Annotated in this window: 14 protein-coding genes; 9 read left to right on the forward strand and 5 right to left on the reverse strand. The window is 65.1% G+C overall.

Translation table 11 applies throughout. The features are described 5' to 3' along the window. Positions 1–51: 51 nt before the first annotated feature. A complete protein-coding gene (locus BKG76_RS25430) occupies positions 52–183 on the forward strand; it encodes a hypothetical protein (RefSeq protein ID WP_269085942.1) in 132 nt (43 codons plus the stop codon). A 53-nt stretch (positions 184–236) separates the two neighbouring features. Next, positions 237–632, forward strand: a complete 396-nt coding sequence (locus BKG76_RS20980) for a DoxX family protein (protein ID WP_070939630.1) — start codon at positions 237–239, stop codon at positions 630–632. Here the strand turns inward: BKG76_RS20980 and BKG76_RS20985 are convergent. Continuing rightward, positions 629–1360 carry a TVP38/TMEM64 family protein gene (locus tag BKG76_RS20985; protein ID WP_070939631.1) on the reverse strand — a complete coding sequence of 244 codons (732 nt, stop codon included), beginning with the start codon at positions 1358–1360 and terminating at the stop codon, positions 629–631. The genes BKG76_RS20980 and BKG76_RS20985 overlap by 4 nt on opposite strands. Positions 1361–1542: 182 nt before the next feature. On the opposite strand from BKG76_RS20985, the gene mutA reads away from it, so the two are divergent. Genes mutA through BKG76_RS21005 form a run of 4 tightly spaced genes read left to right on the forward strand, consistent with a single transcriptional unit; the run spans position 1543 to position 7197 of the window. Continuing rightward, positions 1543–3366, forward strand: coding sequence for a methylmalonyl-CoA mutase small subunit (gene mutA / locus BKG76_RS20990; RefSeq protein WP_070939632.1), 1824 nt, complete (start codon positions 1543–1545; stop codon positions 3364–3366). 1 nt (position 3367) lies between these two features. Next, the gene (gene scpA, locus BKG76_RS20995) at positions 3368–5647 is read left to right on the forward strand and encodes a methylmalonyl-CoA mutase (RefSeq protein WP_070939633.1); all 2280 of its coding nucleotides are present in this window, start codon (positions 3368–3370) and stop codon (positions 5645–5647) included. Further along, on the forward strand, positions 5647–6627 hold the full coding sequence (gene meaB / locus BKG76_RS21000; protein ID WP_070939634.1) for a methylmalonyl Co-A mutase-associated GTPase MeaB: 981 nt from the start codon (positions 5647–5649) through the stop codon (positions 6625–6627). The genes scpA and meaB overlap by 1 nt, the downstream gene beginning before the upstream one ends. A gap of 6 nt (positions 6628–6633) precedes the next feature. Next, on the forward strand, positions 6634–7197 hold the full coding sequence (locus tag BKG76_RS21005) for an exonuclease domain-containing protein (protein ID WP_070939635.1): 564 nt from the start codon (positions 6634–6636) through the stop codon (positions 7195–7197). Here the strand turns inward: BKG76_RS21005 and BKG76_RS21010 are convergent. Next, complete coding sequence (locus BKG76_RS21010; RefSeq protein ID WP_070939636.1) at positions 7186–8238, reverse strand: putative nucleotidyltransferase substrate binding domain-containing protein; 1053 nt, start codon at positions 8236–8238, stop codon at positions 7186–7188. The genes BKG76_RS21005 and BKG76_RS21010 overlap by 12 nt on opposite strands. A gap of 15 nt (positions 8239–8253) precedes the next feature. Next, entirely contained in the window at positions 8254–9126 is an 873-nt protein-coding gene (locus tag BKG76_RS21015) for a LysR family transcriptional regulator (RefSeq protein ID WP_070939637.1), read from the reverse strand. A gap of 91 nt (positions 9127–9217) precedes the next feature. Between BKG76_RS21015 and BKG76_RS21020 the strand changes: the two genes are divergently transcribed. Continuing rightward, the gene (locus BKG76_RS21020) at positions 9218–10474 is read left to right on the forward strand and encodes an MFS transporter (RefSeq protein ID WP_070939638.1); all 1257 of its coding nucleotides are present in this window, start codon (positions 9218–9220) and stop codon (positions 10472–10474) included. Between the two features lie 218 nt (positions 10475–10692). After that, positions 10693–13911: an isoleucine--tRNA ligase gene (gene ileS / locus BKG76_RS21025; RefSeq protein ID WP_070939639.1), complete on the forward strand. Its 3219-nt coding sequence runs from the start codon at positions 10693–10695 to the stop codon at positions 13909–13911. A gap of 114 nt (positions 13912–14025) precedes the next feature. Here the strand turns inward: ileS and BKG76_RS21030 are convergent, their stop codons facing one another. Further along, complete coding sequence (locus BKG76_RS21030; protein WP_206676682.1) at positions 14026–14595, reverse strand: class I SAM-dependent methyltransferase; 570 nt, start codon at positions 14593–14595, stop codon at positions 14026–14028. A 159-nt stretch (positions 14596–14754) separates the two neighbouring features. Between BKG76_RS21030 and BKG76_RS21035 the strand changes: the two genes are divergently transcribed. Continuing rightward, entirely contained in the window at positions 14755–16134 is a 1380-nt protein-coding gene (locus tag BKG76_RS21035) for a DNA polymerase IV (RefSeq protein WP_083338153.1), read from the forward strand. Here the strand turns inward: BKG76_RS21035 and BKG76_RS21040 are convergent. Next, a complete protein-coding gene (locus BKG76_RS21040; protein WP_070940036.1) occupies positions 16087–17004 on the reverse strand; it encodes an asparaginase in 918 nt (305 codons plus the stop codon). The two genes, BKG76_RS21035 and BKG76_RS21040, sit on opposite strands and share 48 nt — an antisense overlap. Between the last annotated feature and the right edge of the window lie 52 nt (positions 17005–17056).

A 17056-nucleotide genomic window follows, 5' to 3' on the forward strand; every position in this document is an offset into this window, starting at 1 on the left:
GATAGCGCGGCCGCGCTGGTGTATGCCGGCGCGGCCGCGTCCAATGGAGACATGAGTATTCGCGCGTTGCGACGTTTCTGGGAACGTCGTCGGCTTACCCCACAAGAGCGCGCCAACATGCAGCTGTCTCTGTCACCGTTGGCCGTCATATCTGCGTCTTTGGGTGCGCACGCGCCGCACTAGCGGGAATCGGTCGTGCCATCGTCGGCCCGGCGCAGTAGTGGTTCACTGGAGTGATGAGCAATGACGCTTTGGTATCTCCCCGAGTTTTGGCGAACCCCAAGGTCTTGGCGGCGCTGGCAGCCTTGCAGGTCGCGGACGCGGCGGCATGCGTCGGTCCGATCAAGCCGGTCAAGGAATCGCTGGAGACAGTCGGTCTCCCACAACGCATCTGGTGGGTGCTTCCCGTCGTGAAAACGGCGTCAGCCGTGGGACTCCTCGGTGGAATCCGGTGGTCGGCATTGGGTCGGCTGACGACGTTCATGTTGGCCGTCTACTTCACCTTGGCGGTCGGTGCGCATGTACGGGTACATGACAAGGTGCTGCATGCCCTGCCGGCAGCGGGTCTGCTCACTCTCTTCGCCGTACTGGCGAGCAAGGGATTCGACGAACGGAACCGCAGGCAGGTCTAGCTGCCGACGCGTTCGGGCTCATCGGAGATCTCCGGGCCCGCGATCTCGGTGTGGGTACGTTTGTAGCGCCGGATCTCGTAGAGGATTCCCAGCACGCCGAGCGCCGAGGTAGTCAGGGACACCGCGAAGAGCGTGCCACTGATGTGCCCGGTGAGTGCATCGCCGAGTACGACGACTGCCAGCGTGCCCGGAAGCAGACCCGCGAAGGTGGCCAACGTATACGGCACGGCGCGCACCGCGGAGGCTCCCGCCGCGTAGTTGAGAACCGAGAACGGCACCGCCGGGATGAGCCGCATCGACATCACCGCGATCCATCCGCGGCGGCGCAATTGATCGTCGACGTTCTTCACACCGGGGCGGTGGTGCAGCGTACTGAGTTTCCATCCCAACGCCCGCACGCCCCACAGAGCCAAGACGGCGCTCGCGGTGCTGGCGACGACGGCCAGCAGCACGCCGAGCTGGGTCCCGAACAGCAATCCGGCGGCGAGGGTGAAGGCGGTCCGCGGGAAGGGCAGCACCGTCACGATCGTGTGTGCTGCCAGGAAGGCGAGTGGGAACCACGGACCGAGGTCACCGGCCCAATCCCGCATCTGGAGGGCGGTCGGCAGCGGAAGGAACAGCAGGGCCGCAGCCACGATGACAACGGCCACTCCGGTCCACAGCAGCTGACGGCGCGGGAGCCGTCGCAGTGCCGCGGCGGCCGCGCTCCCTATCTGCCGGATCCCCATGGTGCACAAGCCTACGGAGCCTGCGTGAATGGTGAACATCAGGACGCGGAGGCTGCGGTGGCGCGGCCCCCGTACTGGGCAGTAGTAGACGGCGTCATTTAGCCTGATGAGTAAGTGTGATAGGCATTTCGGCATGGAGTGCCATATGTGTCGCTCGATGACGAGCAGCTGGGAGCAGTTCTGTGACTGTTGAGGTACCCGAAATTCGGCGTGACTTCGCGCGATGGCAGCAGGGTGTCGCCGGCGTGCTGGCGAAATCCTCCCGTAAGGCGGTCGAGGATCTACCCGCTGACCCGGAGCGGCTGCTCGACTCGCCCACATATGACGGGATCGCGATTCGCCCGTTGTACACGGCACTGGATGAGCTTCCCGAACCCTCGCTGCCGGGGCAGTGGCCGTTCGTACGTGGCGGCGATCCGCGCCGCGACGTGAACAGCGGGTGGAAGGTGGCCGAGGTGTTCGGCGGCGCGGCCGACGCGGCGCTGGTGAACGAGAGCATCCTGGACGCGCTGGGGCAGGGGACCAGCGCCATCGTGCTGGCGGGCCTGCGGCCGGCGGCGGTAGAACGGGCCCTGCAGGGTGTCTACCTGGACTTGGCGCCCATCCAGGTGGAAGCCGGAGCCGAGCTGACCGCGGTGGCCGCGGCCATTCTCGCGACACTTGATGACTATGAAGGAGACGCCACCGGGGTCGTGGTCGACCTCGGTGCCGACCCACTGGGTGATGCCTTCGCCGGCCGCGCCGGCGTTTCGGTTGACGAGGCTGTTGCGTTGGCACGGCAGGCGATGGCCCGCACCGAGCGGATCCGCGCGATTACGGTCGACGGCACGGTTGCGCACGATTTGGGTGCCAGTGACAGCCAGGAACTCGCAGTGGCGGTGGCTGCCGGCGTCGCGTATCTGCGGGTGTTGCAGAACGCGGGCCTGAGCGTGGCGGAAGCGCTGCAGCAGATCAGCTTCCGGTTCGCCGCAACCGATGATCAGTTCCTGTCCATCGCCAAGTTCCGCGCCGCGCGGGTGCTGTGGGCCCGGGTGGCCGAGGTGGCGGGCGTGCCGGACGCTGGTGGCGCCGTCGTGCACGCGGTGACCTCCGAACCGATGATGGCTCAACGTGATCCGTGGGTGAACATGCTACGTACCACCTTGGCTGCCTTCGGCGCCGGAGTTGGCGGCGCGGACAGCGTTCGGGTTCGGCAGTTCGATGACGCGATTCCTGGCGGCCTGAGTTCGGTGTCGCCTGCGTTCTCTGCCCGTATCGCACGCAATACGCAGCTGCTGCTCATCGAGGAGTCGCATGTGGGGCGGGTGCTCGATCCCGGCGGCGGCTCGTGGTTCATCGAGGACCTGACGGAAACCCTTGCGCAGCAAGCGTGGTCTCTGTTCACGGAGATCGAGGGCGCGGGTGGATTCGAAGCCGCGGGCGCACTGATCCGGGAACGCATTGCCACGACCCGTGCCTCGCGTGCCGATGACATCGCCCATCGGCGTACCTCGGTGACGGGGGTTAACGAGTTCCCGAACTTGGGGGAGGAGCCGCTGCCGCCGCGTCCCAGCGCGGGCTACCGGTACGCCGCTGATTTCGAGGCGCTTCGGGACCGTTCGGACGCCTTCTTGGCTTCCTCGGGTGCGCGTCCGGCAGCATTGCTCGTTCCCTTGGGCCCGCTGTCCGAGCACAATGTGCGCACCACCTTCGCCTCGAACCTATTGGCCTCCGGTGGTATCGAGACCGTCAATCCCGGTGTGCTGGATGCCGGCACCGTCGCCGGCGCGGTGGCGGATGCGGGGGCGCGGATCGCCGTGATCTGCGGCACCGATGCGCGATACGCCGCCGAAGCGGGTGCCGTCGTGGACGCGGCCCGGGCGGCAGGCGTCACCGATATCTACCTCGCCGGGCCGGAGAAGGCCGTTGTCGAGGTCGCGGAGACTTCACGGCCGGACGGTTACCTGACCATGAAAATCAATGCGGTCGAAGCGCTTTCGGCCATGCTGACCAAGTTGGGGGCGTGACATGACTGACCTCACCGATCTTTCGGTATCCGAGGCTGTTCTGGGCAGCTTTGCCGACGTGCCGCTCCGTGGCGACCGCGCATCAGTCGCACCGGATGCCGCGGCCGTGGCCGCGGCGGTGGGTGAGGCCGCGGACGCCCACGGATACACCCCCGAGCAGCTCGACTGGGAGACGCCGGAGGCGATCACCGTCAAGCCGATCTACACCGCCGCCGACCGTGAAGCGGTGCGGGCGGAGGGATATCCGTTGGATACCTTCCCGGGCCAGGTGCCATTCCTGCGCGGGCCGTACCCGACGATGTACGTGAACCAGCCGTGGACCATCCGCCAGTACGCCGGCTTCTCCACGGCCGCCGAATCCAATGCGTTCTATCGCCGCAACCTCGCCGCCGGCCAGAAGGGCCTGTCGGTCGCCTTCGACCTGGCGACTCACCGCGGGTACGACTCGGACCACCCGCGGGTGCAAGGTGATGTGGGAATGGCCGGTGTGGCCATCGATTCCATCCTCGACATGCGTCAGCTGTTCGACGGTATCGACCTGGGCTCGGTGTCGGTATCCATGACCATGAACGGCGCGGTGCTCCCGATCTTGGCCTTGTATGTGGTGGCCGCCGAGGAGCAGGGCGTCTCGCCACAGCAGTTGGCGGGGACCATCCAGAACGACATCCTCAAAGAGTTCATGGTCCGCAACACCTACATCTATCCGCCGAAGCCGTCGATGCGGATCATCTCGGACATCTTCTCCTACACCAGTGCCAAGATGCCGAAGTTCAACTCCATCTCGATCTCCGGCTACCACATCCAAGAGGCCGGCGCCACAGCCGATTTGGAGCTCGCGTACACCCTGGCCGACGGAGTCGAGTACATCAAGGCAGGCCTGGAGGGTGGCCTGGACATCGACGTATTCGCCCCCCGTCTGTCGTTCTTCTGGGCCATCGGCATGAACTTCTTCATGGAGGTCGCCAAGCTGCGGGCCGGGCGTCTGTTGTGGAGCGAACTCGTCGCGCAATTCGACCCGAAGAGCTCCAAATCGCAGTCCCTGCGCACGCATTCGCAGACCTCCGGGTGGTCACTGACCGCACAGGATGTCTTCAACAACGTGGCCCGCACCTGCATCGAGGCGATGGCCGCGACCCAGGGACACACCCAATCGCTGCATACCAACGCCCTCGACGAAGCGTTGGCGCTGCCCACAGACTTCTCGGCACGCATCGCTCGCAACACCCAGCTGCTCATCCAGCAGGAGTCGGGTACCTGCCGCCCGATCGACCCGTGGGGTGGCTCCTACTACGTGGAATGGCTTACCCACCAGCTCGCTTCCCGTGCCCGCGAACACATCCGTGAGGTCACCGAGGCCGGCGGGATGGCGCAGGCCATCGACCAGGGCATTCCGAAGCTTCGTATCGAAGAGGCCGCCGCGCGCACCCAGGCACGGATCGACTCGGGCCGTCAGCCGGTGATCGGCGTCAACAAGTATCAGGTCACCGAGGACCAGCAGATCGAAGTCCTCAAGGTCGAAAATTCCCGCGTGCGCACCGAGCAGCTGGCCAAGTTGCAGCAACTGCGTGCCGAACGCGACGACCAAGCGGTACAGCGTGCACTCGATGAATTGACGCGGGCGGCAGCCGATTCGAGCCGGGTCGGAGAAGACGGCTTGGGTAACAACTTGATGGCGCTGGCCATCGACGCCGCGCGGCACAAGGCCACCGTGGGAGAGATCTCCGACGCGTTGGAGAAGGTCTACGGGCGGCATCAGGCCGAAATCCGTACCATCAGCGGGGTGTATCGGGACGAGGTAGGGCGCGACGGTCCTGTCGGAGCCGTCGTTCAAGCTACCGAACTCGTGCAGAAGTTCGCCGACGCCGACGGCCGCCGGCCCCGTGTGCTGGTCGCGAAGATGGGTCAGGACGGACACGACCGCGGACAGAAGGTGATCGCAACGGCCTTCGCCGACATCGGTTTCGACGTTGACGTGGGTCCGCTGTTCCAGACACCCGAGGAAGTCGCGCGGCAGGCTGCTGACAACGATGTGCACGTGGTCGGGGTGTCCTCGCTGGCAGCGGGTCACCTCACCTTGGTGCCGGCGCTGCGCGAGGCGCTGACCGGGGTAGGCCGCCCCGACATCATGATCGTGGTGGGTGGCGTGATTCCGCCCGGCGATTTCGATGAGCTGTATGAGGCGGGCGCCGCGGCCATCTTCCCTCCGGGAACGGTGATTTCGGAGGCCGCCATTGGCTTGTTGCACAAGTTGGCTGAGCGGCTCGGCTACGACCTATCCTGATGCCGGAAACATTGTCACCTGGCAACCTGGCAGCACTGATCCGGTCGGGAGACCGTTCTGGGCTGGCCCGAGCCATCACGCTGGTCGAGTCGACTCGCCAAGACCACCGAGCGCAGGCCCAGCAGTTGCTGCTGGAACTGTCGCCCGAGGGCGGAAACGCGCTGCGCGTGGGGATTACCGGTGTGCCGGGGGTGGGGAAGTCGACCACCATCGAGGCACTCGGGATGTATCTCATCGAGCAGGGGCATCGGGTGGCCGTGCTGGCGGTGGACCCCTCATCGACGCGCACCGGCGGATCGATCCTGGGCGACAAGACGCGCATGGGCCGGCTGTCGGTACATCCTGACGCGTACATCCGGCCATCTCCGACGTCGGGCACGTTGGGCGGGGTGGCCAAGGCCACCCGCGAGACGGTCGTGCTGTTGGAGGGCGCCGGATTCGACATCATCCTGATCGAGACCGTCGGCGTTGGGCAGTCCGAGGTCACTGTCGCCAACATGGTTGACACCTTTGTGTTCTTGACGCTGGCGCGCACCGGCGATCAGCTGCAGGGCATCAAGAAGGGTGTGCTCGAGCTCGCGGATATCGTGGTGGTGAACAAGGCTGATGGTGCGCATGCCATCGAGGCAAAAAAGGCCGCACGCGAGTTGTCGGGAGCGTTGCGCCTGATCTACCCGCATGACACCCTGTGGCGCCCACCGGTTCTCACCATGAGCGCGCTGGAGAACGACGGGGTGTCCGAGATGTGGGACACGGTGCTGCAGCATCGCGCGGTGCTGACCGAGGCGGGGGAGTTCGAGGTCAAACGCCGTCGTCAGCAAGTGGACTGGATGTGGGCGATGGTGCGCGATGCGGTCCTGGATCGGGTGCTCAACGCACCCGATGTCAAGGCGTCGCGGGCGGATATCGAGCAGCAGGTGCGCGAGGGCACCCTGACACCCGCGCTGGCCGCCGAGCGGCTACTCGACCTCAGTTCTTAGGTCCGCATGGCCAACGAAGCAAGCCCTCTGGTATTTCTCGATACCGAGACCACCGGGCTTCATCGCGAGCGTCAGCCGTGGGAAATCGCGATCATCCGGCGGACCGATGAGGGGCAGCGGCAACTGCACCTGTGTATCGACGTCCAAGACCTGGATCTGGATTCGGCCGATCCGGCGGGGCTGGAAATCAGCGGCTTTCACAAGCGTCATCCGCAGGTTCGCCTGCGGCCCTTGCAGTTCCCCCGTGTTTTCCGTGCCGCCGAGGCTGTTTCACTCATCGAGGAATGGACATCCGGGGCCACCATTGTCGGGGTGATCCCAGCGTTCGATACCGAGTGTCTGACACAGATGTTTGCATCCCATGGGGTCAGTCCGACATGGAATCCGGACGTCTTCGATGTTGTCACCGCCACCGCGGCACGGATCCGGGACCGCGGGTTGATACCGGATGCCGACTATTCCAATCTCTCCTTGCAATTCGGTGTGAAAACCCCGAGCGCCGGCCAGCGGCATACGGCCCTGGGAGATGCGCAGTGGGCGATGCGCTGGTACGACCGTTTATCGGAATGAGGATGTCGACGATAGGTAGATCAGTTTGCGCCTGATGCCGGCGATCTCACGCGCGATACCCCGCAACACCGCACGTTCCTGCGGGGCCAGGGCGGACAGCGAGACGGTGTCGGACGTCTGCTGTCCGTCCTGTAACGACGCCGCAGCAGACCGCCACCGAAATCGCAGAAGCCAGCCGAAACAATCGTGCAGCGTCGAGACGTCATCCGGATCCAGAACGTCGGCGGCCGCCGCCGCATCCAGCCGAGCCGGTGTGGCGAGCGCATCCGAACCGGCCGACAACGCAGCCCAGCGCGCGATCTTGACCACCGGGTCGATCGCGGCGACCTTGAGATCCACGGTGTCGGATTGTGTGGCGAATATCCGCAATCGCGAAGGGAATCCGGCGCGCACGGCCACCGCGTCCTGCAACATGGCCAACCGGATGGGGTAGTGGCGCTGTGCGCAGCGGGCGTTCTCGCGGCGAAGGGCGTTGTCGGGTACCAACGCCCCCGGGCCCACTCCTTGAGAATCGGCCAGTAACCCCGTCATCACGACTCCCCGGTCTTCCGGCGGATTGGCGCACCAGCGTTCGATTCCCTCGTACCAGTTGGTGGTTCGGCGACAGAATCGGCCACGACTTGCCAGGACTCCGTTGGAATCGCTGCCGATGCCGGTGCGCTCGAGCATCGCGTGCACCTGGGCTGCCAGTTCCATGAGGCGAGCTTTCCCGTCGCCGTCGACCTCGTCGTCAATGGCGAGCATGGTCTCGATATCGGAACCAGGTGCCGCCTCGCCGCGGGCCACACTTCCCGAAACGAACCAGGTCCAGCCCGGGTTCACCGCATCGGTCAGTAGTCGTGCCGCCGTCCGGACGCTGTGCCGCAAGGCCTCCGACCACGCGGCGGCAAGCGTTGCCTCCGGGGTGCGTGCCCTGGCCTCGTGCGCTATCACCGTCCGGGCCGCCCCCACCGCCGCGTAGAACGCCGATTCATCGGCGGCGGTGTCGATCTGCCCGATGGCATGGGCTATCCCATTCTCGGGCGGCACTTCGACAGACATGCAGATGATTGTGGCCTACGTCGACGCAACGGCGTGGGATATGAAATCTCGGACGGGCCGCGACAGCGGCTGCCCGGAGCTCCAGATGATGCCGACGTCCCGGTGCGCGTCGGCATCGACGAGACGTAACAGCCTCAAGTCCGACGGGTACGTGGTGGCATCGACAGGGAGCACGGCGATGCCCAGGCCCGCCGCCACCAGGCCCGCGACCGTTGTCAAATTGCTTGATTCGAGCACGATGCGTGGCTGGAATTGCGCAGCGGCGCAGAGCTCTTCGAGCAGGCGGCGCATACCGAATCCCCGAGGCATCGCGACAAATGGCTCGTCGGCAAGATCGGCCATGGATACGTCTTCGGCCTGCGCCAGACGATGATCGGTGGGTACGGCGATACCGAGGCGTTGCCGGAAGAGATTGCGCCACCCAAGATTTGCGCGACGTGGGCGAGGAGAGACGATCGCGACGTCAAGATCGCCGTTCGCGACGAGATCATCGAGGCTGCCCGCGGCGCCCTGCTCCAGCACGAACCGCACATGCGGTGACGTCGCCGCGAATCCCGCGATCAACCCGGCGACCAGCGTGGGGCCGAAGGTGTGCAGGAACCCCAGGCGGATCTCACCCTCGGCGGGGTTCGCGAGGTCGTCGATGGCGCGACGTGCGGAGTCCAGCTCCATTTGAGCCCGCCGGGCGTGCTGATAGAAGATCCGCCCAAACGGATTCAAGGTGATCCGCTTGCCGTGCCGGTCGAAGAGCTGCACATTGAGGCGGTGTTCCAGCCGGGCCAGCATTCGGGTGAGCGTCGGCTGCGCGATCTGGAGCTGGTCGGCGGCGGCGGTGACGTTTTGTAGCTCGGCGAGTGTGATGTACCACTCGTAGTCTCCGTCTGCCACGCCTTCACCTCCATTTATGTCTTTTCTGAATTATAAAGCGACAAATTGCTCATTTCCGCAATATGCAGGGTTCGGAGCAACATTGAGACCCATGGCGATGGCTCCGAGTACTCAGGGCACTCCGGCGATCTGCGGCGCAGACCCGGTGCCCCACCAGACGGGCACTGCCGGATATCGGCGTCTGACCGGCGCGCTCTTTGCCGCCGGGCTTGCGACCTTCGCCGCCCTCTACGGCACGCAGGCGGTGCTCCCGGCGCTCTCCGCGGATTTCAGGGTGAGCCCCGCCGCTGCCGCGCTGACGGTCTCGGTGACCACCGGAATGCTCGCGTTGTCGATCATTCCGGCGAGTGCACTCTCGGAACGGTTCGGCCGCACCCGGGTCATGCTGGTCTCGGCGATCGCCACGACGATCATCGGGCTGCTGCTACCGGCCAGCCCCACCTTCACGGTGTTGCTGATCGGCCGCGCTGCCGAAGGTGTCGCGCTGGCTGGAATTCCGGCAGTGGCAATGGCATTTCTGGCTGAGGAGGTGCACCCGGGCTCGCTGGGTTCGGCGATGGGCAGATACATCGCGGGCACGACGGTGGGTGGGCTCGCCGGACGGCTGGTGGCGTCCTCGGTGCTCGACGTGAGCAACTGGCGGATCGCGCTACTGGGCAGCGGCGCAATGACTTTGGTGTGCACAGTGCTGTTCGCGGTGCTGCTTCCGAAGTCGCAGTTCTTCGTGCCGAAAAGGGTCAGGGTCGGCACCACGATGCGAGTCCTCGGCGTACACCTGCGAAACCCGGTCCTGCTCATCATGTTCGGACTGGCATTCGTGCTCATGGGTGGGTTTGTCACCGTCTACAACTACCTGGGCTATCGCCTCGTCGCGCCGCCGTTCGGATTACCGACGGCCATAGCCGGGCTGCTCTTCCTGCTCTACCTGGCCGGAACCGCGTCGTCGGCGGTGGCCGGTCGGCTGGCGGACCGCCGTGGCCGGGGACTGGTCCTGATCTGCGCGGTCGTCATCACTGCCGTCGGGCTCGCGCTGACCATCCCGGATTCACTGGTCACCGTGATCATCGGCGTGGGTGTGTTCACCGCCGGCTTCTTCGCCGCCCATACCGTCGCGAGTGGATGGGTTGGCGCCGTTGCACAGCGTGACCGGGCCGAGGCGTCGGCCCTGTACTTGTTCAGCTACTACTTGGGCAGCTCGGTGGCAGGGGCCGCAGGCGGTCTGGCTTACCAAGCAGGTGGCTGGGGATTGACGGTGCTCTTCGTGGGCGCGCTGTTGGCAATGGCCCTGGTCTTGGCCGCCGTGATGATGCTTCGAAACCGGTTTGTCCATATCAGCGCACCCGAATAGAATTGCCGTCACAGACACCGATCCGGCCATCACCGGGGAGTCTCCGGAAGAAAAGTTCCGTGCCGAGCGCGGATAACCCAGTAGAACCGGACGGGTAGGCCCGTCACAGCCATTGCGAGAGGCCCCGCACAGGTCGGGGCAAGCGGGGTGGTACCGCGGAGGTGCGCCGACGGCGTCCCATCGTCCCCGTGCCAGCGAGCACAGGGAGATGTACCGATATGTCTGATGGTCTTCGCGCAAGCGGCTCATCCACAGACGCGTACCCGCGGACCGCGCTAGGCGCCGATCAGCGCAGCGGATCGCCGAATCTTCCCGAGCTGGAAAAGCAGGTGTTGCGCTACTGGGACGAGGACGACACGTTCCGCGCCAGTATCGAGAACCGGGACGGCTCCCCGGAATACGTCTTCTACGACGGGCCGCCGTTCGCGAACGGGCTGCCACATTACGGGCACCTGCTCACCGGCTACGTCAAAGACATCGTCCCGCGCTACCAGACCATGCGCGGATATCAGGTGGATCGCCGATTCGGTTGGGACACCCACGGTTTGCCCGCAGAACTGGAAGTCGAACGACAGCTGGGCATCACCGACAAGTCCCAGATCGATTCGATGGGTATTGCCGAGTTCAACGAAGCTTGCCGCGAATCGGTGCTGCGCTACACCAAGGAATGGCGCGAGTATGTGACGCGGCAGGCGCGCTGGGTGGACTTCGACAACGATTACAAGACGCTGGACCCAACCTTCATGGAATCGGTCATTTGGGCGTTCAAACAGCTGTGGGACAAGGGCTTGGCCTACGAGGGCTACCGCGTATTGCCGTACTGCTGGCGCGATGAGACGCCGCTTTCCAACCACGAACTGCGCATGGACGACGATGTGTACCAGAGTCGTCAGGATCCCGCCGTCACCGTCGGCTACCGGATTGCCGGCAACGAGGGCACACGGTGGGCGGCCCTCGATGGGGCGCGGTTGCTGATCTGGACCACAACGCCCTGGACGCTGCCATCCAACTTGGCGGTCGCGGTGAACCCCGAGGTGACCTACGTGGTCGTGGCGACCGAGGGTCGTGATGGCACAACGGACCGTTACGTGTTGGCGCAGGCACGGGTTGGCGCGTACGCGCGGGAACTGGGCGAGGAGCCCACCGTGTTGGACACCTATACCGGTGAGGACCTACTGGGTCTGCGATATCTTCCGCCGTTTCCGTATTTCCAGGAAGGCAACGCGCCCGCTGCTTTTACCGTGTTGCCTGCCGACTACGTCACCACCGAGGACGGCACGGGCATTGTGCATATGGCGCCCGCCTACGGTGAAGAGGACAAGAACGTCACCGACAAGGCGGGAATCACTCCGGTCACCCCGGTGGACTCCAAGGGGCGATTCGATGCCACAGTGCCCGACTACCAGGGGCAACAGGTATTCGATGCCAACGCGCAGATCATCAAGGACCTCAAGCAGGGGACGGGGGCCGCTGCCGCCAATGGCGCGGTGCTGTTGCGCCATGAGACCTACGACCACTCGTATCCGCACTGCTGGCGCTGCCGCAACCCGTTGATCTACCGGGCGGTGTCGTCCTGGTTCATCAAGGTGACGGAGTTCCGGGATCGGATGGTCGAGCTCAATGAGCAGATCACCTGGTATCCGGAGCATGTCAAGCACGGCCAGTTCGGCAAGTGGCTGGAAGGCGCGCGCGACTGGTCGGTCTCTCGTAACCGATACTGGGGCAGCCCCATTCCGGTGTGGAAGTCCGACGATCCGGCGTATCCGCGGATCGACGTCTACGGCAGCCTCGACGAGCTGGAACGCGACTTCGGGGTTCGGCCGACCAACCTGCACCGGCCATACATCGACGAGCTGACCCGGCCCAATCCCGATGACCCGACCGGCAAGTCCGTCATGCGCCGCATCCCGGATATCTTCGACGTCTGGTTCGACTCGGGTTCAATGCCTTACGCACAGGTGCACTACCCATTCGAGAACGCCGAGTGGTTCGAGAATCATTTCCCGGCCGATTTCATCGTGGAGTACATCGGCCAGACTCGAGGCTGGTTCTACGTCATGCATGTGCTGGCGACCGCGATCTTCGACCGTCCGGCCTTCAGAACCTGTGTGTCCCACGGCATTGTCCTGGGCAACGACGGCCAGAAGATGAGCAAGTCGCTACGCAACTATCCAGACGTCAACGAGGTGTTCGACCGTGACGGATCCGATGCGATGCGCTGGTTCCTCATGGCCTCGCCCATCTTGCGCGGCGGCAATCTGATCGTCACCGAGCAGGGCATCCGGGAAGGCGTACGGCAGGTCCTGCTGCCGCTGTGGAACGCGTGGAGCTTCCTGCAGTTGTACGCACCCAAACCCGGGACCTGGCGGACCGATTCGACACAGGTGCTCGACAAGTACATTCTGGCCAAGTTGGCGCAGCTGCGTGATGACCTCACCAAGGCCATGGATGACTGCGATGTCTCGGGCGCCTGCGAACAGTTACGGCAATTCACCGACGCCCTCACCAATTGGTATGTGCGACGGTCGCGATCGCGGTTCTGGGATGAAGATGCTGATGCGATCGACACCCTGCACACCGTGCTGGAGACGATCTGCCGCCTGGCAGCGCCGCTGTTGCCGCTGACCACCGAGGTCATCTGGCGGGGACTGACGGGGGAGCGGTCGGTGCACCTGACCGATTGGGTGCCCGAATCCGTACTGCCCGCTGATCCGGATCTGGTGGCGGCCATGGACGAGGTCAGGAAGGTCGCCTCCACCGGGTCTTCCCTGCGTAAGGCCAAGAAGTTGCGGGTCCGGCTGCCGCTGCGCAAGCTCACGGTGGCGGTGCCCGATCCGAAGCGTTTGGAGCCGTACACCGCACTCATCGCCGACGAGCTCAATGTGAAATCCGTTGAGCTGACCGACGACATCGCTGTCTACGGCAAGTTCGAGCTGACGGTCAACGCACGCGCCGCAGGCCCGCGGTTGGGCAAGGACGTGCAGACGGTCATTCGCGCGGTCAAGTCCGGCGACTGGGAACAACGCAGCGACGGCACCGTCGTCGCTGCGGGTATCACCCTGCAGGAAGGCGAGTTCGATTCGAAACTGGTTGCCGCTGAGCCGGATTCGACAGCAGCGCTTCCCGAAGGTGGTGGACTGGTCATACTCGATGACACCGTCACCGAGGAGTTGGAAGCAGAGGGCTGGGCGCGCGATCTCATCCGCGAGCTGCAGGACCTACGCAAATCTACGGGCCTGGAGGTCTCGGACCGCATCGAGGTCGTCCTCGACGTGCCTGCCGAGCATCGCGCGTGGGCGGAACGCCACCGCGATCTGATCGCGGGCGAAATCTTGGCCACCACACTGGAAATCGGTGAAGCCGGTCAGGATGTGCGGACGCCCGCTACCGATCTCGGTGACGGGGTCCGGGTGTCCTTGAAGAAGGCAGCGGGTTAGGCCCGGTCCGGTTGATGTCTCCTGTGCCCGGCTGGGAGCGACAACGATGCAACGCCAAGGCGTTGGTCGCTCCCAGCCGGGCACCCTGGCAACCTCTGCGCCAGACCCCCGGTTCTATGCGGCCTTGACCGCGCGCCAGCGCTGATTGCCGCCGTCGAGGTGATGCTCGATATCGGTGAAGCCCGCGGCGCGCAGGCGATCCGGCAGTGATGTGGTCGGCACCGGGTTGTAGGTGTCGCCGATGTGCAACAGCCGGAAGAACGTGGAGTGCACGCCATCGCTGCCGGCGAAGACACCTCCCGGGGCCAGCACCCTGTGTGCCTGTGCGAACAGCTGATCCTGCAGATCGGATGTCGGGACATGATGCAACATGGTGAAGCACACCACGGAGCTGAAGCGATCGTCGTCGAACCCCAGCCGGGTGCCATCGCCCTGGATCACGGTTGCCTGATCGCCATAGAGCCGTTGGAGCCGCGACGCCATGGTTTCGTCGATCTCCACCGCGGTGAGCTGCGGAGTGCGCTTGGTCAGCACGCGCAGATTCGCGCCATAACCGGGACCGATCTCCAGAGTGTCCGCACCGAGCTCAACCCCCTGCAGCGCCCACGGGAGGAGCTGCGACTCGGTCTTGCGTGCCCACATATCCGAGCTACAACACCACCGGTGCACCAAATTCATTGCCATAACCCCAGGCTAGGGGCCCTGCAGGCATGCGACTACCGGGATTCGGCCAATCCATATCGAGCTTCCGACAGACTGGATGGAACGGAATCCGCGCTCGGGCCGCCGTACCCCACTGGCTGAGAGTTCTGACCGGTCAGTAGCCCGCAATACGATGATCGCGTGTGTGCTGCCGGTCGATGGGTTCTGCACCTCGACATGGATGCCTTCTTCGCCTCCGTCGAGCAGTTGACCAGGCCCACCCTGCGTGACCGGCCGGTTCTCGTCGGCGGTGCCGGAGGCCGGGGCGTTGTCGCCGGTGCGAGCTATGAGGCCAGGGTGTTCGGGGCCCGGTCGGCCATGCCGATGCACCAGGCGCGTCGCCTGGTGGGCATCAACGCCGTTGTCTTGCCGCCGCGGGGCTCGGTATACGGAGTGGCCAGCAGGCGGGTATTCGCGACGGTGCGGTCGATGATCCCCATTCTGGAGCAGCTGTCCTTCGACGAGGCGTTCGGAGAGCCTGCCGAATTAGCCGGTGCTGCAACAAGTTCAGTCGCGGAATACATCGAGGAGCTTCGCGCGCGTGTGCTCAGCGAGACCGGTCTCACCGCATCGGTTGGGGCGGGTTCGGGGAAACAGATCGCCAAGATCGCTTCGGGGCTGGCCAAACCCGACGGCATGCGGATCATCGCACCGGATGAGGAACGGTCGCTGCTCGATGACCTGCCGGTGCGCAAGTTATGGGGCATCGGCCCTGTCGCCGAAGAGCGCCTGAACAGGCTGGGAATCAACACCATTGGTCAGTTCGCCGCATTGCGGACCAGTGAGGCGGCCTCGGTATTGGGCGGCACGATCGGCCCTGCGCTGCACCAGCTTGCGCGCGGTATCGACGAGCGTCCGGTGGCCGAACGTGCCGAAACCAAACAGATCAGCGCGGAGTCCACCTTCCCGGATGATCTGACCACTCTGGATCAACTGCGCGAGGCCATCGAGCCCATCGGTCTGCACGCCCATCAGCGCCTCATCAAGCACGGTCGTGCCGTGCGCACCGTCACGGTCAAACTGCGGCGCTCGGATATGAGCATCCTCACCAGGTCGGCGACCATGCCGTATGCCACCACGGAACGCGCCGTGCTGATGTCAGCCGCCCGCAGGCTGCTGCTTGACCCCGTAGAGATCGGTCCCATCCGTCTTGTCGGCGTCGGATTTTCGGGATTCTCGGATGTACAGCAGACCTCGCTGTTCCCCGATTTGGATCAGACCGAACCCGTTGCCGAAACCGACGAGGCGCCGTCCCTGGCGAAATCTGTTCCACACAAATCCCATTGGGGCGTCGGCGACGATGTCGACCATCACGAATTCGGCCACGGCTGGATACAGGGCACCGGCCACGGCGTGATGACGGTGAGGTTCGAGACACGCAGTAGCGGGCCGGGTATCGCACGTACCTTCGCGGTAGACGATCCCGGTGTCACCCGCGCCGACCCGGTGGCGAGTTTGGATTGGCTGGGGGAGTCAGCCGAGCCGCTCGACGACGGAGACGAGATCGGAGCCGGTGGCTAGCGCCGCCATCAACAGCACGCGTGCCTGCCCGGCACGTAGGTGAGGCACCATCACCGCGCCGGAATCGACCAGTTTCTGCCCCGGTGCGTAGCCTGCGGCCAGTACGCCACCCGGTACCCGAGTGGTCACCACGACGCGGATGCCATTCTCGATGTGGCGGGAAACCGATTCGATGACAACGTCATTGGCATTCCCTGCGCCCATGGACTCCAGCACCAGGCCCTGCGCGCCGGCCCGTGCGTAGGCGTCCAGCGCCACGCCGTCGGTACCGGGGTAGAGGCTCACGACATCAACACGTGGCAGCGCCGGGCGGGTCACGGTGCCCAGAAATGCCGAGGGCGAGTCGGCGACACGTAAGAACTGGCCTTCGCGTACGTGCCCGACGGGGGACACACCGGCGAACCCGTCCGGGGCGGCCAGATCGACCTTGCGGATGCCCACGGCCGGGTACACCTGGCCGGCGAAGCACACCACGACGCCCAGCACGGCGCCGCTCGCGGCCACCGTCAAGGCATCACGCAGATTGCCCGGACCATCGGATTCGGGGTGGTCGCCGCTGCGCTGCGCCCCGGTGAGCACCACGGGTACCGGCACCGCGCACGTCAACGCGAGCCACAAGGCCGTTTCCTCGAGGGTGTCGGTGCCGTGCGCGATGACGATTCCGGTCGCGCCGCGGGCCACATGCCCACGAACGGACGCGGCGATCTGCTGCCAGCGTTGCGGTGTCATCTCCGCGCTGTCGATCGTCATCAGGTCATCGACCAGGACCTCGCCGTAGCCGCTCGCCGCCAGCAGATCGTCCCCCGAACTGGCGTGCCGGGCGATGCCGTCACCGTCCACCTCGGTCGCGATGGTTCCGCCGGTCGTCAACAGCACGAGAGTCGGTGATGAGGCTTTCGGGCCAAGAGCAGGGGACACAGCC

It is taken from the genome of Mycobacteroides franklinii, from assembly GCF_001853795.1.
Classification (GTDB): Bacteria; Actinomycetota; Actinomycetes; order Mycobacteriales; family Mycobacteriaceae; genus Mycobacterium; species Mycobacterium franklinii.